At 74.5% G+C, this 16,492-nt stretch carries 11 protein-coding genes; 9 read left to right on the forward strand and 2 right to left on the reverse strand.

Annotation, left to right across the window (positions count from 1 at the left end):
* The first annotated feature begins 103 nt into the window (after positions 1-103).
* The 7 genes from GA0070622_RS15890 to GA0070622_RS15920 all read left to right on the forward strand — a co-directional run bounded on the left by GA0070622_RS15890 (position 104) and on the right by GA0070622_RS15920 (position 10,455).
* On the forward strand, positions 104-1,414 hold the full coding sequence (locus tag GA0070622_RS15890) for an ABC transporter substrate-binding protein (RefSeq protein WP_091574015.1): 1,311 nt from the start codon (positions 104-106) through the stop codon (positions 1,412-1,414).
* Complete coding sequence (locus GA0070622_RS15895; RefSeq protein WP_091574016.1) at positions 1,411-2,409, forward strand: carbohydrate ABC transporter permease; 999 nt, start codon at positions 1,411-1,413, stop codon at positions 2,407-2,409. Before GA0070622_RS15890 ends, GA0070622_RS15895 begins: the two co-directional genes overlap by 4 nt.
* The gene (locus tag GA0070622_RS15900; RefSeq protein WP_091574017.1) at positions 2,406-3,272 is read left to right on the forward strand and encodes a carbohydrate ABC transporter permease; all 867 of its coding nucleotides are present in this window, start codon (positions 2,406-2,408) and stop codon (positions 3,270-3,272) included. The genes GA0070622_RS15895 and GA0070622_RS15900 overlap by 4 nt, the downstream gene beginning before the upstream one ends.
* Before the next feature lie 39 nt (positions 3,273-3,311).
* On the forward strand, positions 3,312-5,636 hold the full coding sequence (locus GA0070622_RS15905) for a beta-xylosidase/alpha-l-arabinosidase (RefSeq protein ID WP_091574018.1): 2,325 nt from the start codon (positions 3,312-3,314) through the stop codon (positions 5,634-5,636).
* Positions 5,637-5,859: 223 nt separating this feature from the next.
* Entirely contained in the window at positions 5,860-7,329 is a 1,470-nt protein-coding gene (locus GA0070622_RS15910) for a glycosyltransferase family 39 protein (protein WP_091574019.1), read from the forward strand.
* 208 nt (positions 7,330-7,537) lie between these two features.
* On the forward strand, positions 7,538-9,295 hold the full coding sequence (locus tag GA0070622_RS15915) for a glycosyltransferase family 2 protein (RefSeq protein ID WP_245666340.1): 1,758 nt from the start codon (positions 7,538-7,540) through the stop codon (positions 9,293-9,295).
* Positions 9,289-10,455, forward strand: coding sequence for a glycoside hydrolase family 26 protein (locus tag GA0070622_RS15920; RefSeq protein WP_091574020.1), 1,167 nt, complete (start codon positions 9,289-9,291; stop codon positions 10,453-10,455). The genes GA0070622_RS15915 and GA0070622_RS15920 overlap by 7 nt, the downstream gene beginning before the upstream one ends.
* Positions 10,456-10,471: 16 nt before the next feature.
* Here GA0070622_RS15920 and GA0070622_RS15925 read toward each other — a convergent pair whose 3' ends face one another.
* Positions 10,472-11,782 (reverse strand): aminotransferase class V-fold PLP-dependent enzyme, encoded by a 1,311-nt coding sequence (locus GA0070622_RS15925; protein WP_091574021.1) that lies wholly within the window; start codon positions 11,780-11,782, stop codon positions 10,472-10,474.
* 136 nt (positions 11,783-11,918) lie between these two features.
* On the opposite strand from GA0070622_RS15925, the gene GA0070622_RS15930 reads away from it, so the two are divergent.
* Together GA0070622_RS15930 and GA0070622_RS15935 are read left to right on the forward strand one after the other, a co-directional pair.
* On the forward strand, positions 11,919-12,806 hold the full coding sequence (locus GA0070622_RS15930; protein WP_091577483.1) for an alpha/beta hydrolase family protein: 888 nt from the start codon (positions 11,919-11,921) through the stop codon (positions 12,804-12,806).
* A gap of 93 nt (positions 12,807-12,899) precedes the next feature.
* The gene (locus GA0070622_RS15935; RefSeq protein WP_091574022.1) at positions 12,900-15,617 is read left to right on the forward strand and encodes a helix-turn-helix transcriptional regulator; all 2,718 of its coding nucleotides are present in this window, start codon (positions 12,900-12,902) and stop codon (positions 15,615-15,617) included.
* Between the two features lie 32 nt (positions 15,618-15,649).
* On the opposite strand, the gene GA0070622_RS15940 is transcribed toward GA0070622_RS15935, so the two are convergent.
* On the reverse strand, positions 15,650-16,408 hold the full coding sequence (locus GA0070622_RS15940) for a class I SAM-dependent methyltransferase (RefSeq protein WP_091574023.1): 759 nt from the start codon (positions 16,406-16,408) through the stop codon (positions 15,650-15,652).
* Positions 16,409-16,492: the final 84 nt, after the last annotated feature.

A 16,492-nucleotide genomic window follows, 5' to 3' on the forward strand; every position in this document is an offset into this window, starting at 1 on the left:
GTCGCTACGGTTTCGAAAACGTTATCGATACCGATTGACATCGAGTTACGTGGCTGTAACACTCCCCGGCAGGTAACCCGACTACGTGGTCGAGGAGACATTCATGGCGATGAAGCGCCGTGCGGCTGCCGTGCTGGCACTGCTTGTGACAACCGCCCTGGTCGCCACCGGATGCAACGGCGGTGGCGACGACGAGACGGACGCGGGAAGTGAGCTGTACAAGAACCCGGTGACGCTCACCTGGTGGCACAACGCCTCCCAGGACGGCCCCGGCAAGACGTACTGGGAGAAGGTCGCCAAGGACTTCTCCGCGCTCCACCCGACCGTCAAGATCGAGATCGAGGCGATCGAGACCAACCAGCTCCAGCGCACCCGGCTGCCCGCCGCGCTGCTGAGCAACGACCCGCCGGACGTGTTCCAGGCCTGGGGCGGCGGCGAGATGCGCGAGCAGGTCGAGGCCGACTACCTCAAGGACATCACCGACCAGGTGAAGACCGAGGTGGCCGACATCGGCAGCGCCTCGGAGATCTGGCAGGTGAACGGCAAGCAGTACGGCCTGCCGTACCGGATGGGCATCGAGGGCGTCTGGTACAACAAGGACATGTTCGCCAAGGCGGGCATCACGGCACCGCCGGCCACCTTCGAGGAACTCAACGCCGCGGTCACCAAGCTCAAGGCCATCAACGTGGTCCCGATCGCCCTCGGCGCCGGTGACAAGTGGCCCGCCGCGCACTGGTGGTACAACTTCGCGCTGCGCGCCTGCTCGGTCGACACGCTGAAGAAGGCCACCACCGACCGGACCTTCGACGACCCGTGCTTCGTCAAGGCCGGCCAGGACCTGAAGGCGTTCATCGACACCAAGCCGTTCCAGAACAACTTCATCGCCACGCCGGGCCAGAACGACCCGACCAGCGCCAACGGCCTGCTCGCCAACGGCAAGGCCGCGATGGAGCTGATGGGCGACTGGAACCGCGGCACCCTGGACACCGTCGCCACCGACAAGGCGGCTCTGGGCAAGTTCCTCGGCTGGTTCCCGGTGCCGGCGATCTCCGGCTCCGCCGGTGACCCGAAGGCCGCCCTGGGCGGCGGCGACGGCTTCGCCTGCGCCAAGAACGCCCCGGCCGAGTGCGTCGAGTTCCTCAAGTACCTCGTCAGCCCCGAGGTGCAGAAGGGCTACGCCGCCACCGGCACCGGCCTGCCGGTCGCCAAGGGCGCGGCCGACGGCGTCACCGACCCGGCCCTGAAGTCGATCCTCCAGGCCACCTCCGACGCCACCTACGTGCAGCTCTGGCTCGACACCGCCTACGGCAGCACCGTCGGCAACGCGATGAACGACGCGATCGTCGCGATCTTCGCCGGCAACGGGACACCTGAGAAGGTCGTCTCGGCCATGAAGGCGGCCGCAAGCAAGTGACGTCCGCATCGCAGACCCGTATGCCCGCCGGCGGCGTGACCGCGCCGCCGGCGGGCCTCCGGCCCGGCGCACGAGCCGCCTCGCGCCGCGCCGAGACCCGCCGCAAGTGGTACGAGATCATCGGGCTGACCACGCCGGCGGTCCTCATCTACGTGCTGTTCGTGCTGGTGCCGATGGGCTTCGCGTTCTACTACAGCCTGTTCCGCTGGCGCGGCGTCGGCCCGCCCACCGAGTACGTCGGCTTCCGCAACTACACGCTCGCGTTCCAGGACCCGATCTTCCTCGACGCGCTGCGCAACAACGCGATCATCGTGTTCGGGTCGCTGCTCATCCAGGGGCCTGTCGCACTCGGCATCGCCCTGCTGCTCAACCGCCGCTTCCGCGGACGCTCGGCGTTCCGCCTGCTGGTCTTCGTGCCGTACGTGCTCGCCGAGGTCACCGTCGGCATCATGTGGAAGCTGATCCTGACCGACGGCGGCACGCTCGACGCGCTGCTGCGGTCGGTCGGACTGGGCGGCTTCGTGCAGGCGTGGCTGGCCGACCTCGACGTGGTCATCTGGACCCTGCTGTTGGTCCTCACCTGGAAGTACGTCGGCTTCGCCATCATCCTCCTGCTCGCCGGCCTGTCGAACGTGCCGCCGGAGCTGAACGAGGCCGCCGAGATCGACGGCGCGAGTTGGTGGCAGATCCAGCGCCACGTCACGCTGCCGCTGCTCGGCCCCACCATCCGGATCTGGATGTTCCTGTCGATGATCGGCTCGTTGCAGGTCTTCGACATGGTCTGGGTGACCTCCGTGCCCGCGGTGCGCTCGCTCGGCGCCTCCGCCACCATGGCCACGTACATGGTGGACAACGGCTTCTTCGCCCGGCTGTGGGGCTACGGCAACGCGGTGGCCGTGATCCTGTTCGTCATCTCCTTCGTCGCGGCGCTGCTGTTCCAGCGGTTCCTTCTCCGCCGCGACATCGAGGGCGCCATCACCCGGAAGGGGAAGTGACAGTGGCCGTGAACTCCGTACCCGCCCCCTCCGCCGGGCGCCGGCCGGTGCAGTGGAACACGCCGCTGACGTACGCGCTGGCGCTCGCGGTCGCGGCCGTGTCGATCGCGCCCGTCGTGTACGTCGTCGTCGGCGGTTTCCGGACCACGCCGCAGATCGTGGCCGACCCGGCCGGCCTGCCGGACCCGTGGGTCTGGGAGAACTACTCCCGGGTGCTGACCCAGAGCGACTTCTGGCGGCAGGCGTTCAACAGCGCCGTGGTCGCGCTCGGCACCACGCTCGGTGTGGTGGTGCTCGGCATGGCCGCCGCGTTCGTGCTGGCCCGGTACACGTTCCGGGGACGCGAGGCGCTCTACACCTTCTTCACCCTCGGCCTGCTGTTCCCGGCCGGCGCGGCGATCCTGCCGCTGTACCTCCTGCTGCGTGACCTGAACCTGATCAACTCCTACTACGCGGTGATCCTTCCGCAGGTGGCCTTCTCGCTGCCGCTCACGATCGTCATCCTGCGCCCGTTCCTGTCCGCCATCCCGCGGGAGCTGGAGGACGCGGCGGCGATCGACGGCGCCGGGCGGCTCGGCTTCCTCTGGCGGATCGTGCTGCCGCTGTCGCGGCCCGCGGTCGTCACGGTCGGCATCCTCGCGTTCGTGGCGAGCTGGAACGCGTTCCTGCTGCCGCTGCTCGTCCTCGGCGACGTCAGCCTGCACACCCTGCCGCTGGGCGTGCAGAACTTCTCCAGCCAGTACACCACCGACACCGCGGGCGTCCTGGCGTTCACGTCGTTGGCGATGCTGCCGGCCCTGCTCTTCTTCACGCTCGCCGAGAAGCAGATCGTCGGCGGCCTGCAGGGCGCGGTCAAGGGCTGAGCGGCAGCGGTACGCGCACAACCAAGCGAAAGGCACAACATGACAGAGGTCCACACGGTGGTGGTCGGGCCGGCGCCGGCTCAGGCAGGCCCGGACCACGACCGGTCGGACGGGCACGCCGGCGAGGCCCGCGTCCGGGAGCTGCTCGCCCGGATGACGATCGAGGAGAAGATCGCCCAGCTCGTCGGCTTCTGGGAGAAGGAGGACGGTGAGGCGGTCGCACCCCTGCAGGGCGAGTTCGCCGACGCCGCCCGGTTGGAGGACTTCTCCCGCCACGGGCTCGGTCACCTCACCCGGGTCTACGGCACCCGCCCGGTCGACGCCGCGTCCCGCGCGGCCTGGCTGTGGCGGTTCCAGCGCGACCTGGTGACCGGCACCCGCCTGGGCATCCCGGCGATCGTGCACGAGGAGTGCCTCACCGGGCTGTCGGCGTGGAAGGCCGCCACCTTCCCCACGCCGCTGGCCTGGGGCGCCGCGTTCGACCCGGACCTCGTCACCGAGATGGCCGCGGCGATCGGGTCCTCGATGCGGGCGCTCGGCATCCACCAGGGACTGGCGCCGGTGCTCGACGTGATCCGGGACCCGCGCTGGGGCCGGGTCGACGAGTGCATCGCCGAGGACCCCTACCTGGTCGGCACCATCGGCACGTCGTACGTGCGCGGCCTCCAGTCACAGGGGGTGCACGCCACGGTGAAGCACTTCGCCGGCTACTCCGCCTCCCGCGCCGGGCGCAACTTCGCCCCGGTGCACGCCGGCCCCCGGGAGCTGGCCGACGTGCTGCTCCCGCCGTTCGAGATGGCGATCCTCGACGGTGGCGTGCGCAGCGTCATGCACTCGTACGCGGAGATCGACGGCGTGCCCGCCGCCGCCGACCCGACGCTGCTGACCGGCGTGCTGCGGGACCGGTGGGGCTTCGACGGCACGGTGGTGGCCGACTACTACGGCGTCGCCTTCCTCCACCTGCTGCACCACGTCGCGGCCGACCACGCGGACGCGGCCGTGCAGGCGCTGAGCGCGGGCCTCGACATCGAGCTACCCACCGGCGACGCCTACCTGACCCTGACCGGGACGGTGCGGGCCGGCACTGTGGACGAGGCGTTGGTCGACCGGGCGGTGCTGCGCGTCCTGCGGCAGAAGCAGGAACTCGGGCTGCTCGACGCCACGTTCGACGACGAGCCACCGGGCGCGGTCGACCTCGACTCGCCCGAGCACCGGTCGATCGCCCGCCGGCTCGCCGAGGAGTCGGTCGTCCTGGTCGCCAACGAGGGCGTGCTCCCGCTGCCGGAGGGCCGGCGGGTGGCGGTGGTCGGCCCGAACGCCGACCGGCAGGGCGCGTTGTTCGGCTGCTACTCGTTCCTCAACCACGTGCTGGCCCTCCACCCGGGGGTGGAGACCGGCTTCGAGGTGCCGACCGTGCTGGAGGCGGTGCGTGCCGAGTTCGGCGCCGACCGGGTCACCTTCGCGGCCGGCTGCGAGGTGGACTCGGCGGACCGGTCCGGGTTCGACGAGGCGGTCGCCGCCGCGTCCGCCGCCGACGTGGCGGTCCTGGTGGTCGGCGACCACGCCAGCCTGTTCGGCCGCGGCACCGTCGGTGAGGGCTGCGACCGCGACGACCTGGAGCTGCCTGGCGTGCAGCGGCAGCTCGTCGAGGCGGTGCTGGACACCGGCACGCCGGTGGTCCTCGTGCTGCTCACCGGCCGGCCGTACGCGCTGGGCTGGGCGCTGTCCCGGTGCGCGGCTGTGGTGCAGGCGTTCTTCCCGGGTGAGGAGGGCGCCGGGGCGATCGCGGGTGTGCTCTCCGGGCGGGTCAACCCGTCCGGCCGGCTGCCGGTCACCCTGCCCGGCTCGGCCGGCGCGCAGCCGTACTCGTACCTGCACCCGGAGCTGGGGGAGGGCATGAACGGCACCAACCTGCCCGCGACGCCGGTGGCGCCGTTCGGCCATGGCCTGTCCTACACCACGTTCGCCCACACCGACCTCACCGTGCCCGCCACCGTACCGACCGGCGGGGCGCTGCGCGTCACGGTGCGGGTGACCAACACCGGAGCGGTCGCCGGCGACGAGGTGGTCCAGCTCTACGGCCGCGACCTGGTGGCGTCGGTGACCCGGCCGGTGGCGCAGTTGCTCGGGTACCGGCGGGTGCGCCTGGAACCGGGCGAGGCGGTCACGGTCGAGCTGACGGTGCCCACCACCCGCCTGGCCTTCTCCGACCGCACGCTGACCCGGGTCGTGGAGCCCGGGGACGTGGAGGTGTGGGTCGGCACCAGCGTGCGGCGGGACGCGTGGGCGTCGACCACGCTGGTCGGTGACACGGTCGCGGTGACCAACGCCGCGCCGCGCTGGACGACCACCGAGGTCGGCTGAGCGCCGCCCGCCGCGGGGCGGGCGGTGGTGTCCCACTCGCGGGGACGCCGCCGCCCGCCCCGCACCCTTGTAGGGGCTTTCACGGCATATCGGGTGTTATGTCGATTTCGGCTCAGTAGGCTCGGGGGTGTTGTCCAGCCCCGTGACCCACGGGTCCCGGCGCCGTCGCGCCCGGTCGGCTGGACCCCGGTCGCCGGCCCCCAACAGGGATGCGTGAGTCACGATGATGGACGCGGACACCATGGTGCTGCCCCGGCTCGGGCCGGCGGAGGTCGGTGTCGAGGACCCGTGGGGCGAGGACCGGCCGCGCCGGGCCCCTGCCCGCGTCGCGCGCCGCCCGGCCCGGTGGCGGGTCGCCGCGTGGCTGCTGCCGGCGCTGCTGACCGGTGGGCTGGGTGCCGTCGGGCTGGACCGGCCGGGCCTGCGGGCCGAGGAGTTGGACACCTGGCGCGCGGCCACGTCCCCGTGGCGCGACCTCCGGTCGGCGCTGGCCGGGGACGAGGTCACGCTCGTGCCGTACCACCTGCTGATCCGGGCCTGGGCGGCGCTGTTCGGCGCCGCTGATCCCACGCTGCGCGTACCGTCGCTGCTGGCCGTGACCGCGGCCGCGGCGCTCGTCGGCGCGCTCGCCGCGCGGATGTTCACCCCCGGCACGGGCGTGCTCGCCGGCCTTCTCTTCGCGGCGCTGCCGACCTCGACCCGGTACGCGCAGGAGGCCCAGCCGTACGCGCTGGCCGTGTGCGCGGCCGTGCTCGCCACCTGGCTGCTGCCGGCGGCCCTGGACCGGCCGGGCGTGCGCCGGCTCGCGCCGTACGCCGGGGCCGTGGTCCTGCTGGGCCTGTGCCAGCCGGCCGCGCTGCTGCTGCTCGCCGGCCACGGCTGGGTGGTGCTCGCCTTCCGCCGGGCGGCCGCCGCCCGCTGGTTGGCCACAGTGGTCCTGGCGGCGGTGCCGGTGGCCGCGCTGCTCTGGGCCGGGGTCCGGGCCGGCGCGCGGTTCGCGCCCGGGGTCCGGGTCGACCCGGCGGCGCTGGTGGCGACACCCCGGGACCTGTTCGGGGTCGCCGCCGTCGGCGCGCTGCTGGCCGGTCTGGCCCTGTTCAGCCTTCCGTTGCGGTACGCCGCCGCGATCTGCACCGCGTGGGCGCTCGTGCCGGCGCTCGGGTTGCTGCTCGTGGCCCGGACCGTGCCGGTCTGGTCGCCGGCCGTTCTGCTGTTCACCCTGCCGGCCTGGGCGGTGCTCGGCGCGGCCGCGCTGTCGCGGATGCGCGCCGGCTGGGCGGTGGCCGGGCTGGCGGCGGTCGCCCTGGTCGGCGTGCCGGCCCAGGCCGCGGCGCGGGCGCCCGACGGCCACGGCCAGGATCCCCGCCGGGTCGCGGCGATCGTCGACGGTCTGGGTCAGCGCGGGGACGGCGTGCTCTACGCCGACCCGACCGCGCGCACGGTGGTGGCGCGCTACGTCCCCGCCGACCGGCGACCGGCCGACGTGCTCGCCGACGCGGGTCCGCTCGCCTGTGCCGGTTGCCCCGACGGTCGCCGCCGGCTGTGGCTGATCCGGTCCGGGACCGCCGTGGCGCCGCCCGGCGACGGCCCGGCGGAGCGGGTGCTGCGGGCCGGGTACCGGCCGGCGCAGGTCTGGCGGCCGACCGGGTTCACGGTGGTGTTGTTCGTGGGTGGACGACCGGCATCTGCCTGATTCCCGCCTTTTGTTGTTGATTGTCGGCTTAGCATCTGTCGGGGTTCCTGGCGAGCCCGATGCAGACCATGGGGGAAACGTGGCCGTCGCCGCCGATACACGCCCGTCCCGGGCCGCGGGACCGGGAACTCCGGGTGACCGCCCGGCACCGGCCGTACCCCCCGGGCGACCGGGTCGGTCGGGGGGTACGGACCGCGGGCAGTTGAACGTGAAGGCCCGCCTGGCGTACGCCCGGTGCGGCGCCACCGCCGGGCCGCTGCGCCCGCCCCGCCGTCCGGACGCTCCGGTCGAACTGCGCCCCGCCGCCTCGGTCGCCGCCCGGTCGGTGCTGACCCTGCTCGTGCTGCTCAACAGCGCCACCGGCCTGCTCTTCGTCGGCTGGCTGCTGTTGCCGCAGCACGTGCCCGGCCCGGGTGTGGTCGGGCTCGGCGGCTGGCAGACGATCGCCGCGCGGCTCGCCTTCTGCGTGGTCGTCGGCGTCGAGCTGATCCGCCTCGCGCAGAACGTGGTGGTGTGGGTGTTCGCCTTCCACGCCAAGGACCCCGTGCCGGTCGACCCCCCGGTGGGCCTGCGGGTCGCGCTGCTCACCACGATCGTGCCCAGCAAGGAGCCGATCGACGTCGCGGAGCGGACCCTGCGCCGGCTCCGCGAGATCGTCTACTGCGGACGCGTCGACGTCTGGATCCTCGACGAGGGCGACGACCCCGAGGTGCGGGCGATGGCGGCGCGGCTGGGCGTCCACCACTTCAGCCGCAAGGGGCGGCCGGAGTACAACCAGCCGCGCGGCGAGTTCCGGGCCCGGACCAAGTCCGGCAACCACAACGCCTGGCGGGCCGAGCACGAGCACCGCTACGACGTGGTGGCCAACGTCGACCCGGACCACGTGCCGCTGCCGAACTTCCTGGAACGCACGCTCGGCTACTTCCGCGACCCGGACGTCGCGTTCGTGGTGACCCCCCAGGTCTACGGCAACATGCACCAGAACTTCGTCGCCCACGGCGCCTCGGTGCAGCAGTACCTCTACAACGGCCTGATCGCCCGGGGCGGCAACGGACTGGACGCGCCGCTGCTCACCGGCACCGGCCACCTCTACCGCCCGGCGGCCTGGCGGACCATCGGCGGTTACCAGGACTCGATCATCGAGGACCACCTCACCAGCATCCGGATCCACGCCGCGGTCAACCCGGCGACCGGACGGCGGTGGAAGGGCGTCTACACCCCGGACGTGGTGGCGCTGGGGGAGGGGCCCACCTCCTGGGCCGACTACTTCAACCAGCAGAAGCGCTGGGCGGCCGGCATCTGCGAGATCCTGTTCCGCCGCGACCTGCGCGCGCCGCGCGAGTTGCCGGCCCGCCGTCGCTGGCAGTACCGCCTGCTCCAGTTCTACTACCCGAGCGTCGCGGTCAGCCTGCTGCTGGGCAACGCCGCCACCGCGCTGTACCTGCTCACCGGCGTCGACGCGGGCCGGCTCGACCCGCAGGTCTGGGCGGCGCTGTGGAGCTCGACGCTCGGCAGCTGGTTCCTGCTCTGGCTCTGGCTGCGCCGCTTCAACATCGCTCCGCACGAGCGGGAGGAGGTGGGCATGGTGGGGATGGCACTCGCCCTGTTCGCCGGGCCGGTCTACGTGGCCGCCGCGGTGGGCGCGCTGCTGCGCCGCCGGCTCGGCTTCGTGGTGACCGCCAAGGGAGCGCTGCGGACGGTGGAGTCGCTGCGCACGTTCCGTCTCCACCTGTGCTGGGCGGCGGTCGCCGCCGGACTGCTCGGGGCCAGCTTCGCGCTGGACCACGACTACCCCCTGCTGCGGGTGTGGCCGGTGCTGACGCTGCTCACCGGGCTCGCGCCGCCGGCGATCGCCTGGGTGGAGAACGTGCGCGCCCGCCGCGACGAGCCCGATCCCGTACCGCGACCGGCCGGTGCGCCGGAACGGCCCGTCCCGGCGACGGTCGGCGGTGGTGCGTCGTGCTGAGGCTGACCCTGCCCAGGGTGGGCCTGGCGCTGGCCGGCGCGCTGCTGCTGGCGTACGCCTTCGTGGTGGCGCCCGGCGCGTGGCGCGACCCCGGCCCGGACGTCCCGGCGCAACCGCGCGCGCTGGCCACGCCGGAGGCGGTGGCGACCGCCGACGCCCCGGCGGTGGCCGGGCCCAGCCCGGTCGCCGGCACGTTCCCCCCGGCCGGCCGCGCGTTCTTCGGGGTGATGACCGACAAGGGTCCGTACGACTTCACCGACGCCGACCGGTTCGCGGCGGCGGCGCGGCGGGCGCCGCAGGTCATGCTCTTCGGCGCCGGCTGGGCGTCCGCGACCTTCGACCGGAGCCTCTTCGACCGGATCGCCGACCGGGGCATGATGCCGATGCTGGGCTGGGAGCCCTGGAACCACACCGTCGACGAGGCCGCCCGGCGCACCGGGCTGACCGACCGCCAGATCGACCGGCTGCGGGCCACCCAGCCGGACTACCGGTTGACCCGCATCGTCCGCGGGGACTTCGACGACTACCTGCGGTCCTGGGCCGAGGGCGTACGGTCGCTCGGCTACCCGATCGCCATCCGCTTCGCGCACGAGATGAACGGCGACTGGTATCCCTGGTGCGAACGCGCCAACGGCAACCGACCCGGCGACTACGTGCGGGCGTGGCGGCACGTGCACGACATCTTCACCGCGGCCGGGGCGACCAACGTGGCCTGGGTGTGGAGCCCGAACGCCCGCTGGGACAAGACGACCGCCGGGCTGGCCGGGCTCTACCCCGGCGACGACTACGTCGACTGGGTCGGCGTCACCGGCTACTACGGCTCGGGCACCTTCAGCAAGACGTACTGGACCTTCGACCAGATCTTCGGGCCCACCCTCACCGAGATCCGGGCCCTCACCGACAAGCCGCTGGTCGTCACCGAGACCGGCGCCGCCGAGACGGCGACGGACAAGGCCCGGTGGATCCGGGAGACGTTCCGCTCGCTGCCCCGCTACCGGGACGTGATCGGGCTGATCTGGTTCGAGGTGGACAAGGAGAAGGACTGGCGTATCGCCGGCTCACCGACCGCGTCGACGGCGTTCGCCGAGTCGGTGGCCGGCGCGCGCTACGACTCGACCTGGACGCCGGCGATGCGACCCCGGACCGGACCGGGCGGCTGACCGCGCGCCGGGCGGCTCAGACCAGCGTGCGGACCGCCCGCAACGCCGCCTCCACGTCCTGCTCGTCGTTGGCGATCGTGGCGCCGAACCGGAGGTACGACGGCCGGTAGGGGGTGCTGCTGGCGATGACGCCGGCCGCGTACAGCCGGCCCACCGCCTCGCCCACCGGCACGTCCGGCACCTCGCAGCAGACCACGCCGGCGGAGAGGTCGGCCGCGCGCGGGGTGACCAGCCGTACGCCCCGGATGCCCGCCAGACCGTCCTTGAGCCGGTCGGCCAGCTCCCGCGTGCGGCCGGCGACCCGGGCCGGGCCGATCCGCTCGTGGAACGCGAACGCGTCGGCCAGCGCCCACCGGTGCTCGAAGCTGTGGTAGCCGCCCGGCGTGTGCGCCGGGCCGGGCGCTGGGGGTTCCCCGGCCGTGCCGCCGGCCAGCCAGCGGCCGATGCTGCGCCCGTCGAACGGGGGGATCACCGGCGTCATCCGGGCCCACGCCCGGGGCGTGGCCCAGACCAGACCGGTGCCGCGCGGCCCGAGCAGCCACTTGTGGCAGCCGGAGACCAGCACGTCGCAGCCCAGTTGCTCCGGGGTGGCCCCGTCGGCGCCGAACCCGTGCACCCCGTCGAGGCAGAGCAACGCCTCCGGGCTGCGCTCGCGGACCACCTCGGCCAGCCGGCGGACCGGCAGCTTCACCCCGGTGCCGGAGTGCACCCAGGTCAGCGCCACCACCCGGGTGCGCGGGGTGAGCGCCGCGGCGAGGCCGGCGACCATCTCGTCCACCCCGGTGGTGGCCGGGTCCCGGTAGAGGCGGGCCCGGCGCACGGTGACGCCGTCGCGGTCGGCGCGCAGTCGCAGCGCCTCGTGCGTGGCGTAGAAGTCGTGCTCGGTGGTCAGCACCTCCTCGCCCGGCCGCAGGCGGATCGCGCTGTAGACCAGCCCGAGGCCCATGGTGGTGGAGTCGGTCAGCGCGATCTGGTCGGCACGGGTGTCGAGGTGCCGGGCGGCGGCGTCGCGCACCGCGGCGTCCAGCCGCTCCTCGTTGGCGCCCAGGTAACCCAAGGCGTCCCGATCCAACGCCGCGCGGTGGGTGGCCACGGCCTCACGTACCGGGGCCGGGTGCGGGGCGAACACGAAGGTGGCCAGGTGGGCCCGGGACCGGTCCAGCGCGAACTGGGCGCGGACGCTTTCCCACCGGGCCGGATCCAGGGCGGGCACGTCACCGGACGCCGGGGCCCGGGCGGCCGGGCGCTCCGGCTCGCAACCGGTGGCCAGGCCGGTCACGCCGGCCGCCGCGGTGGCGCCGAGCAGGCGCCGTCGGGTGAACCGCATCTCCCCATCGTCCGCCGTGCATGTCACGACCGGGTCACCACCGGGATCGGGACCGGTGATTTCGCCGATGCGCGTGGCGAGCCGGGAGCCGATGCTGACGCATGTCGATGTATTTCCGGCGCAAGGAGTGACCGACGTGCCCACCACCCGTTCCCGTACCCCCGTTCGTGTCCTGGCCCGACTCGCCGTGGCGGCCCTGCTCGCCACTGGCGGCGCCCTGGCCGTCCCGACCGCGGCGAGTGCCGCGAGCCCCTACGAGCGCGGCCCGGCGCCCACCAACGCCATCCTGGAGGCCAGCCGCGGGCCGTTCGCCACCTCGTCGGTGAACGTCTCCTCGTTGAGCGTCACCGGCTTCGGCGGCGGCGTCATCTACTACCCGACCAGCACCGCCGAGGGCACCTTCGGCGCGGTGGCCATCTCGCCCGGCTACACCGCCACCTGGTCCAGCCTGAGCTGGCTCGGGCCGCGGATCGCCTCGCACGGCTTCGTGGTGATCGGCATCGAGACGAACACGCTGCTGGACCAGCCGGACAGCCGGGGTCGGCAGCTCCTGGCCGCGCTGGACTACCTGACCCAGCGCAGCTCGGTGCGGGGCCGGATCGACTCCTCCCGGCTCGCCGTGGCCGGGCACTCGATGGGCGGCGGCGGCAGCCTGGAGGCCGCCGCGTCCCGGCCGTCGTTGCAGGCCGCCGTCCCGCTCGCACCGTGGAACCTGGACAAGACCTGGTCCGAGGTGCGGGTGCCGACGCTGATCATCGGCGGCGAGACCGACAGCATCGCGCCGGTGGCCACCCACTCGATCCCGTTCTACACCAGCATCCCGTCGTCCTCGGAGAAGGCGTACCTGGAGTTGAACGGCGCCAACCACTTCTTCCCGCAGACCGTGAACACCCCGCTGGCGAAGCAGGCGGTGGCCTGGCTGAAGCGGTTCGTCGACGACGACACCCGCTACGAGCAGTTCCTCTGCCCGGGCCCGAGCGGGTCCGCGATCGAGGAGTACCGCAACACCTGCCCCAGCTCCTGAACCCGCACGCGGACGGGACGGTCGCCGCGTCGGCCGTCCCGTCCGCGTGTCCGCCTCTTTTCCGACGGGTTACCCATAGGTGACACTGGATGCATGGTTTCTGCATCGACAGTGCATATAAACCTGTGGGGCCGGGACGACGAGTGCGACGCGATCCGTCGGCTCCTCGACTGGGACTCCGGCGGCGCGCTGCTGTTCCACGGCCCGCCCGGCTCCGGGCGCACCACCCTGCTGACGTACGCCCGGCGGGTGGCGGGGGAACGGACGCTGCTCACCGGTGCCGGCCTGGCCGACGAGGCCGCCCTGCCCTACGCCGGGCTGCACCGTCTGCTCGATCCCGTGCTGGACGCGGACGCGGCCCTGCCGGTGCGGCAGCGTCGGCTGCTCCGGCGCGTGCTCGGCGGCGGCGGATGCCCGGCCGACCAGCGGCTGGCCCTGGCCGCGGCGGTGCGTTCCCTGCTCGCCGCCGCCGCCGAGCGCCGGCCGCTGCTGTGCACCGTGGACGACCTCGACACCGGGGACCGGCAGAGCGCGTGCACGCTGGCGGTGGTGGCGCGGCGGCTGCGCCGGCTGCCGGTGGCGCTGCTGCTGACCACGACGTCCCCGACGGCCGTCGACGGCGTCCCGGCGCACCGGCTGCGGCCGCTGCACGTCCGGGAGTGCCAGGCCATGCTCGCCGGACGCCGGGACCCACCACCGGCGCCGGTGGCCCGCGCGTTGGCCGCGCTGAGCAGCGGCAGTCCGCAGGCCCTCGCGGACCTGGCCGACACGCTCACCCCGGCCCAGTGGCGGGGCGAGGAGCCGTTGCCCGACACGCCGCCGGTGGACGGCGCGCTCGCCGCCGCCTACCGCGCCCGCCTCGACCGGTTGCCGGCGCCGACCCGGCGGATGGTGCTGCTCGCCGCGCTCGACCCGCACGACGACCCGGGCACCCTGGTGCGCGCCGCCTGGGCCGGCGGCCTGACCGTCGAGGCGCTCGCCCCCGCCGAGGCGGCCGGCCTGCTGCGTACCGGGCCGCACGGGGTGACGTTCCCGGACCCGCTCGCCCGGCCGATGATCACCGCGGTCGCGCCGCTGGCCGACCTGCGCGCGGCGCACCTGCTGCTGGCCGGCACGCTCGCCGGAGGCCCACTGGGCCGGGCGCTGCGCCACGCCACCGACGCCGACTGCCCGGCCGACGTGCTGGCCGCCGAGCTCGCGGTGGCGGTCGACCGGGCACCGGACCGGGCCGCCGCGGCGGTCGCGCTGCGCCGTGCGGCCGAGCTGACCGCCGATCCCGCCCGCGTGGCCGAGCTGACGGTCGCGGCGGCACGCTGCGCCTGGACCGCCGGCGACCCGGACCAGGCCCGGGAGCTGCTGCGCCGGCTCGCCCCCGGACCGACGGTGCGCGGCCCGGCCGACCTGGTCCGGGGCGACATGCAGCTGCGGTGCGACGCCCCGGCCGCCGCGGTGGCGACGCTGCTGGCCGCCGCCGACGCGGTCGCGCCGACCGACCGCCGCTCCGCCCTGCTCGCGCTGGTCCGCGCCGGCGAGGCCATCTGCGTCACCGGCGACCACTACCGCTATGCCGAGGTGGCGCGGCGGGCCGAGGCGTTGCGGCGCCCCGGTGACCCGCCCGAGGTCGACCTGCTGGCCACCTTCGCGGTGGGCGTCGGGGCGACCCTGCGCGGCGACCACGCCCGCGGTGGCCCGGCGCTGCGCCGGGTCGTCGTCCTCGGCGGCCGGCTGGCCGGATCCGCAGCCACCCCCGCCGCGCTGGCCTGCGCCGCCGCGGCCGCCCTGCTGGTGGGCGTGGACGGCCCCGCGCACCGGCTCGCCGACCGGGCGGTGGAGGTGGCCCGCTCGTCCGGCGAGGTGTCCCTGCTGCCCCGGGCGCTGGAGCTGCGGGCCGTCGCGGAGTATTGGCTGGGCCGCCACGAGGCCGCCGCGGAGACCGCCCGGCAGGGCGTGCGCACGGCCCGCGCCGCCGGTCAGCACGTCTGCGCCCAGGTGCACCTCGGCATCCTCGCGGTGCTGGCGGCGGTGCGTGCCGACCGGGTCGGCGCGCTGGCGCGGATCGCCGAGATCGGTGACGGGGCCGCCCCCGGGAGCCGGCCGGACGCGTACGCCCGGTGGGCGCTCGGCGTGCTGGACCTCATCGACGGCCGGTACGCCGACGCCGTCGCCCGGCTGGCCGCGCTGGCCCGCGCGCGCACCGGTCGGGGGCAGGTGCTGGTGCAGGTGATGGCCACCCCGTACCTGGTGGAGGCCGCCGCCCACGAGGGCGGGCGGCCGGCGGCCGCGCTCACCGTCTTCGACCACTGGGCCAGCAGCACGGCCAGCCCGTCGCGGCGGGCGCTGGCCGCCCGGTGCCGGGCGCTGCTCGCGCCGCGCGGCGGCCCGGAGGCCGAACAGGAGTTCCGCGCGGCGCTGCGGCTGCACCCGGCCGACACCGACCGGTTCGAGCGGGCCCGCACCGAGCTGCTGTTCGGTCGGGAGCTGCGCCGTCGGCGTCGGCCCCGGGACGCCCGGGCGCACCTGCACCGGGCCCGGGAGGCGTTCACGCTGCTCGGCGCGACCGCCTGGGCCGAGCGGGCGGGCGAGGAGCTGCGCGCGGCGGGGGAGTCGGTCGGACCCGGCCGGCCCGGGCCGGAGCAGTTACTGACCGGCCAGCAACTGCACATCGCCCGGCTGGTCGCGCAGGGGGCGACCAACCGGGAGATCGCCACCCGGATGTCGCTGTCCACCCGGACCGTCGACCACCACCTGCGCAACGTCTTCCACCGGCTCGGCGTGCGGTCCCGCACCGAGCTGGCCCGCCTGCTGCCCTGAGCGCCGGCCCGGTCGGAGCGCCCGCGGCCGGGTCAGTGCAGCGCGGCCACGGCCGCGTCGGCGCCGCCCCGCCAGAGCACGCCGGCCTCGGTGAAGCCGGCCGCGCGCAGGGCGTCGAGGTGCCACGCCGCGGGCGGGTTCCACTCCGGGCTGTGCCCGGTCGGATAGATCTGCCGCCGCTTCTCCACCAGCGGCCCGAGCGTCGGGTCGTCGGCCGCCTGCTCCCACCAGCCCGCCCAGGACAGCGCCGCGCCGGCGCGGTGCCGGGCGTGCCGCTGCTCCCGGGCCCGCTCGCCGAGCCGCGCGGTCAGCGTCGGCAACGCGTCGTCGGGCATGTGGTCGGCGTTGACGAACACGCCGCCGGGGCGCAGCACGTCCCGGATCTCCCGGTACAGCTCGGCCAGGCGCGGCCCGTCGAGCCAGTGCAGGGCGGTGGCGGTGAGCACCGCGTCGTAGTCCCGGTGGGGCAGGGCGGTGGCCCAGTCGGCCTGGTTGAGGTCGGCGGTGACCACCGTGGCCCGGCCGGCCAGGGCCGCCTCGGCGAGGGTGAGCAGCACCGGGTCGAGGTCGAGCAGGGTGACCTCGGCGTCGGGCCGGCGGGCCAACGCGCGCAGGCTGATCGACCCGGTGCCGCCGGCCAGGTCGAGCACGCGCGCCGGCCGGTCACCGGCGACCGCCTCGACGGCGTCGAGCATCGCGGCGAACCGGTGCTCCCGGTCCGGCATGAACGCCTCCTGCTGCCGGTCCCAGCTCTCCTGCCAGGCCCGCACATCCACATCGTAAGGAGTCATGCCGCTGACGATAGTTACCGAGGAGGTGCCTGTCGAGGCTTGTTGCCAATCTTTTGCAACAAGCTCGGAGCGGTCCCGCGTCCC

The sequence above is a fragment of the Micromonospora sediminicola genome (genome assembly GCF_900089585.1).
Lineage (GTDB): Bacteria > Actinomycetota > Actinomycetes > Mycobacteriales > Micromonosporaceae > Micromonospora > Micromonospora sediminicola.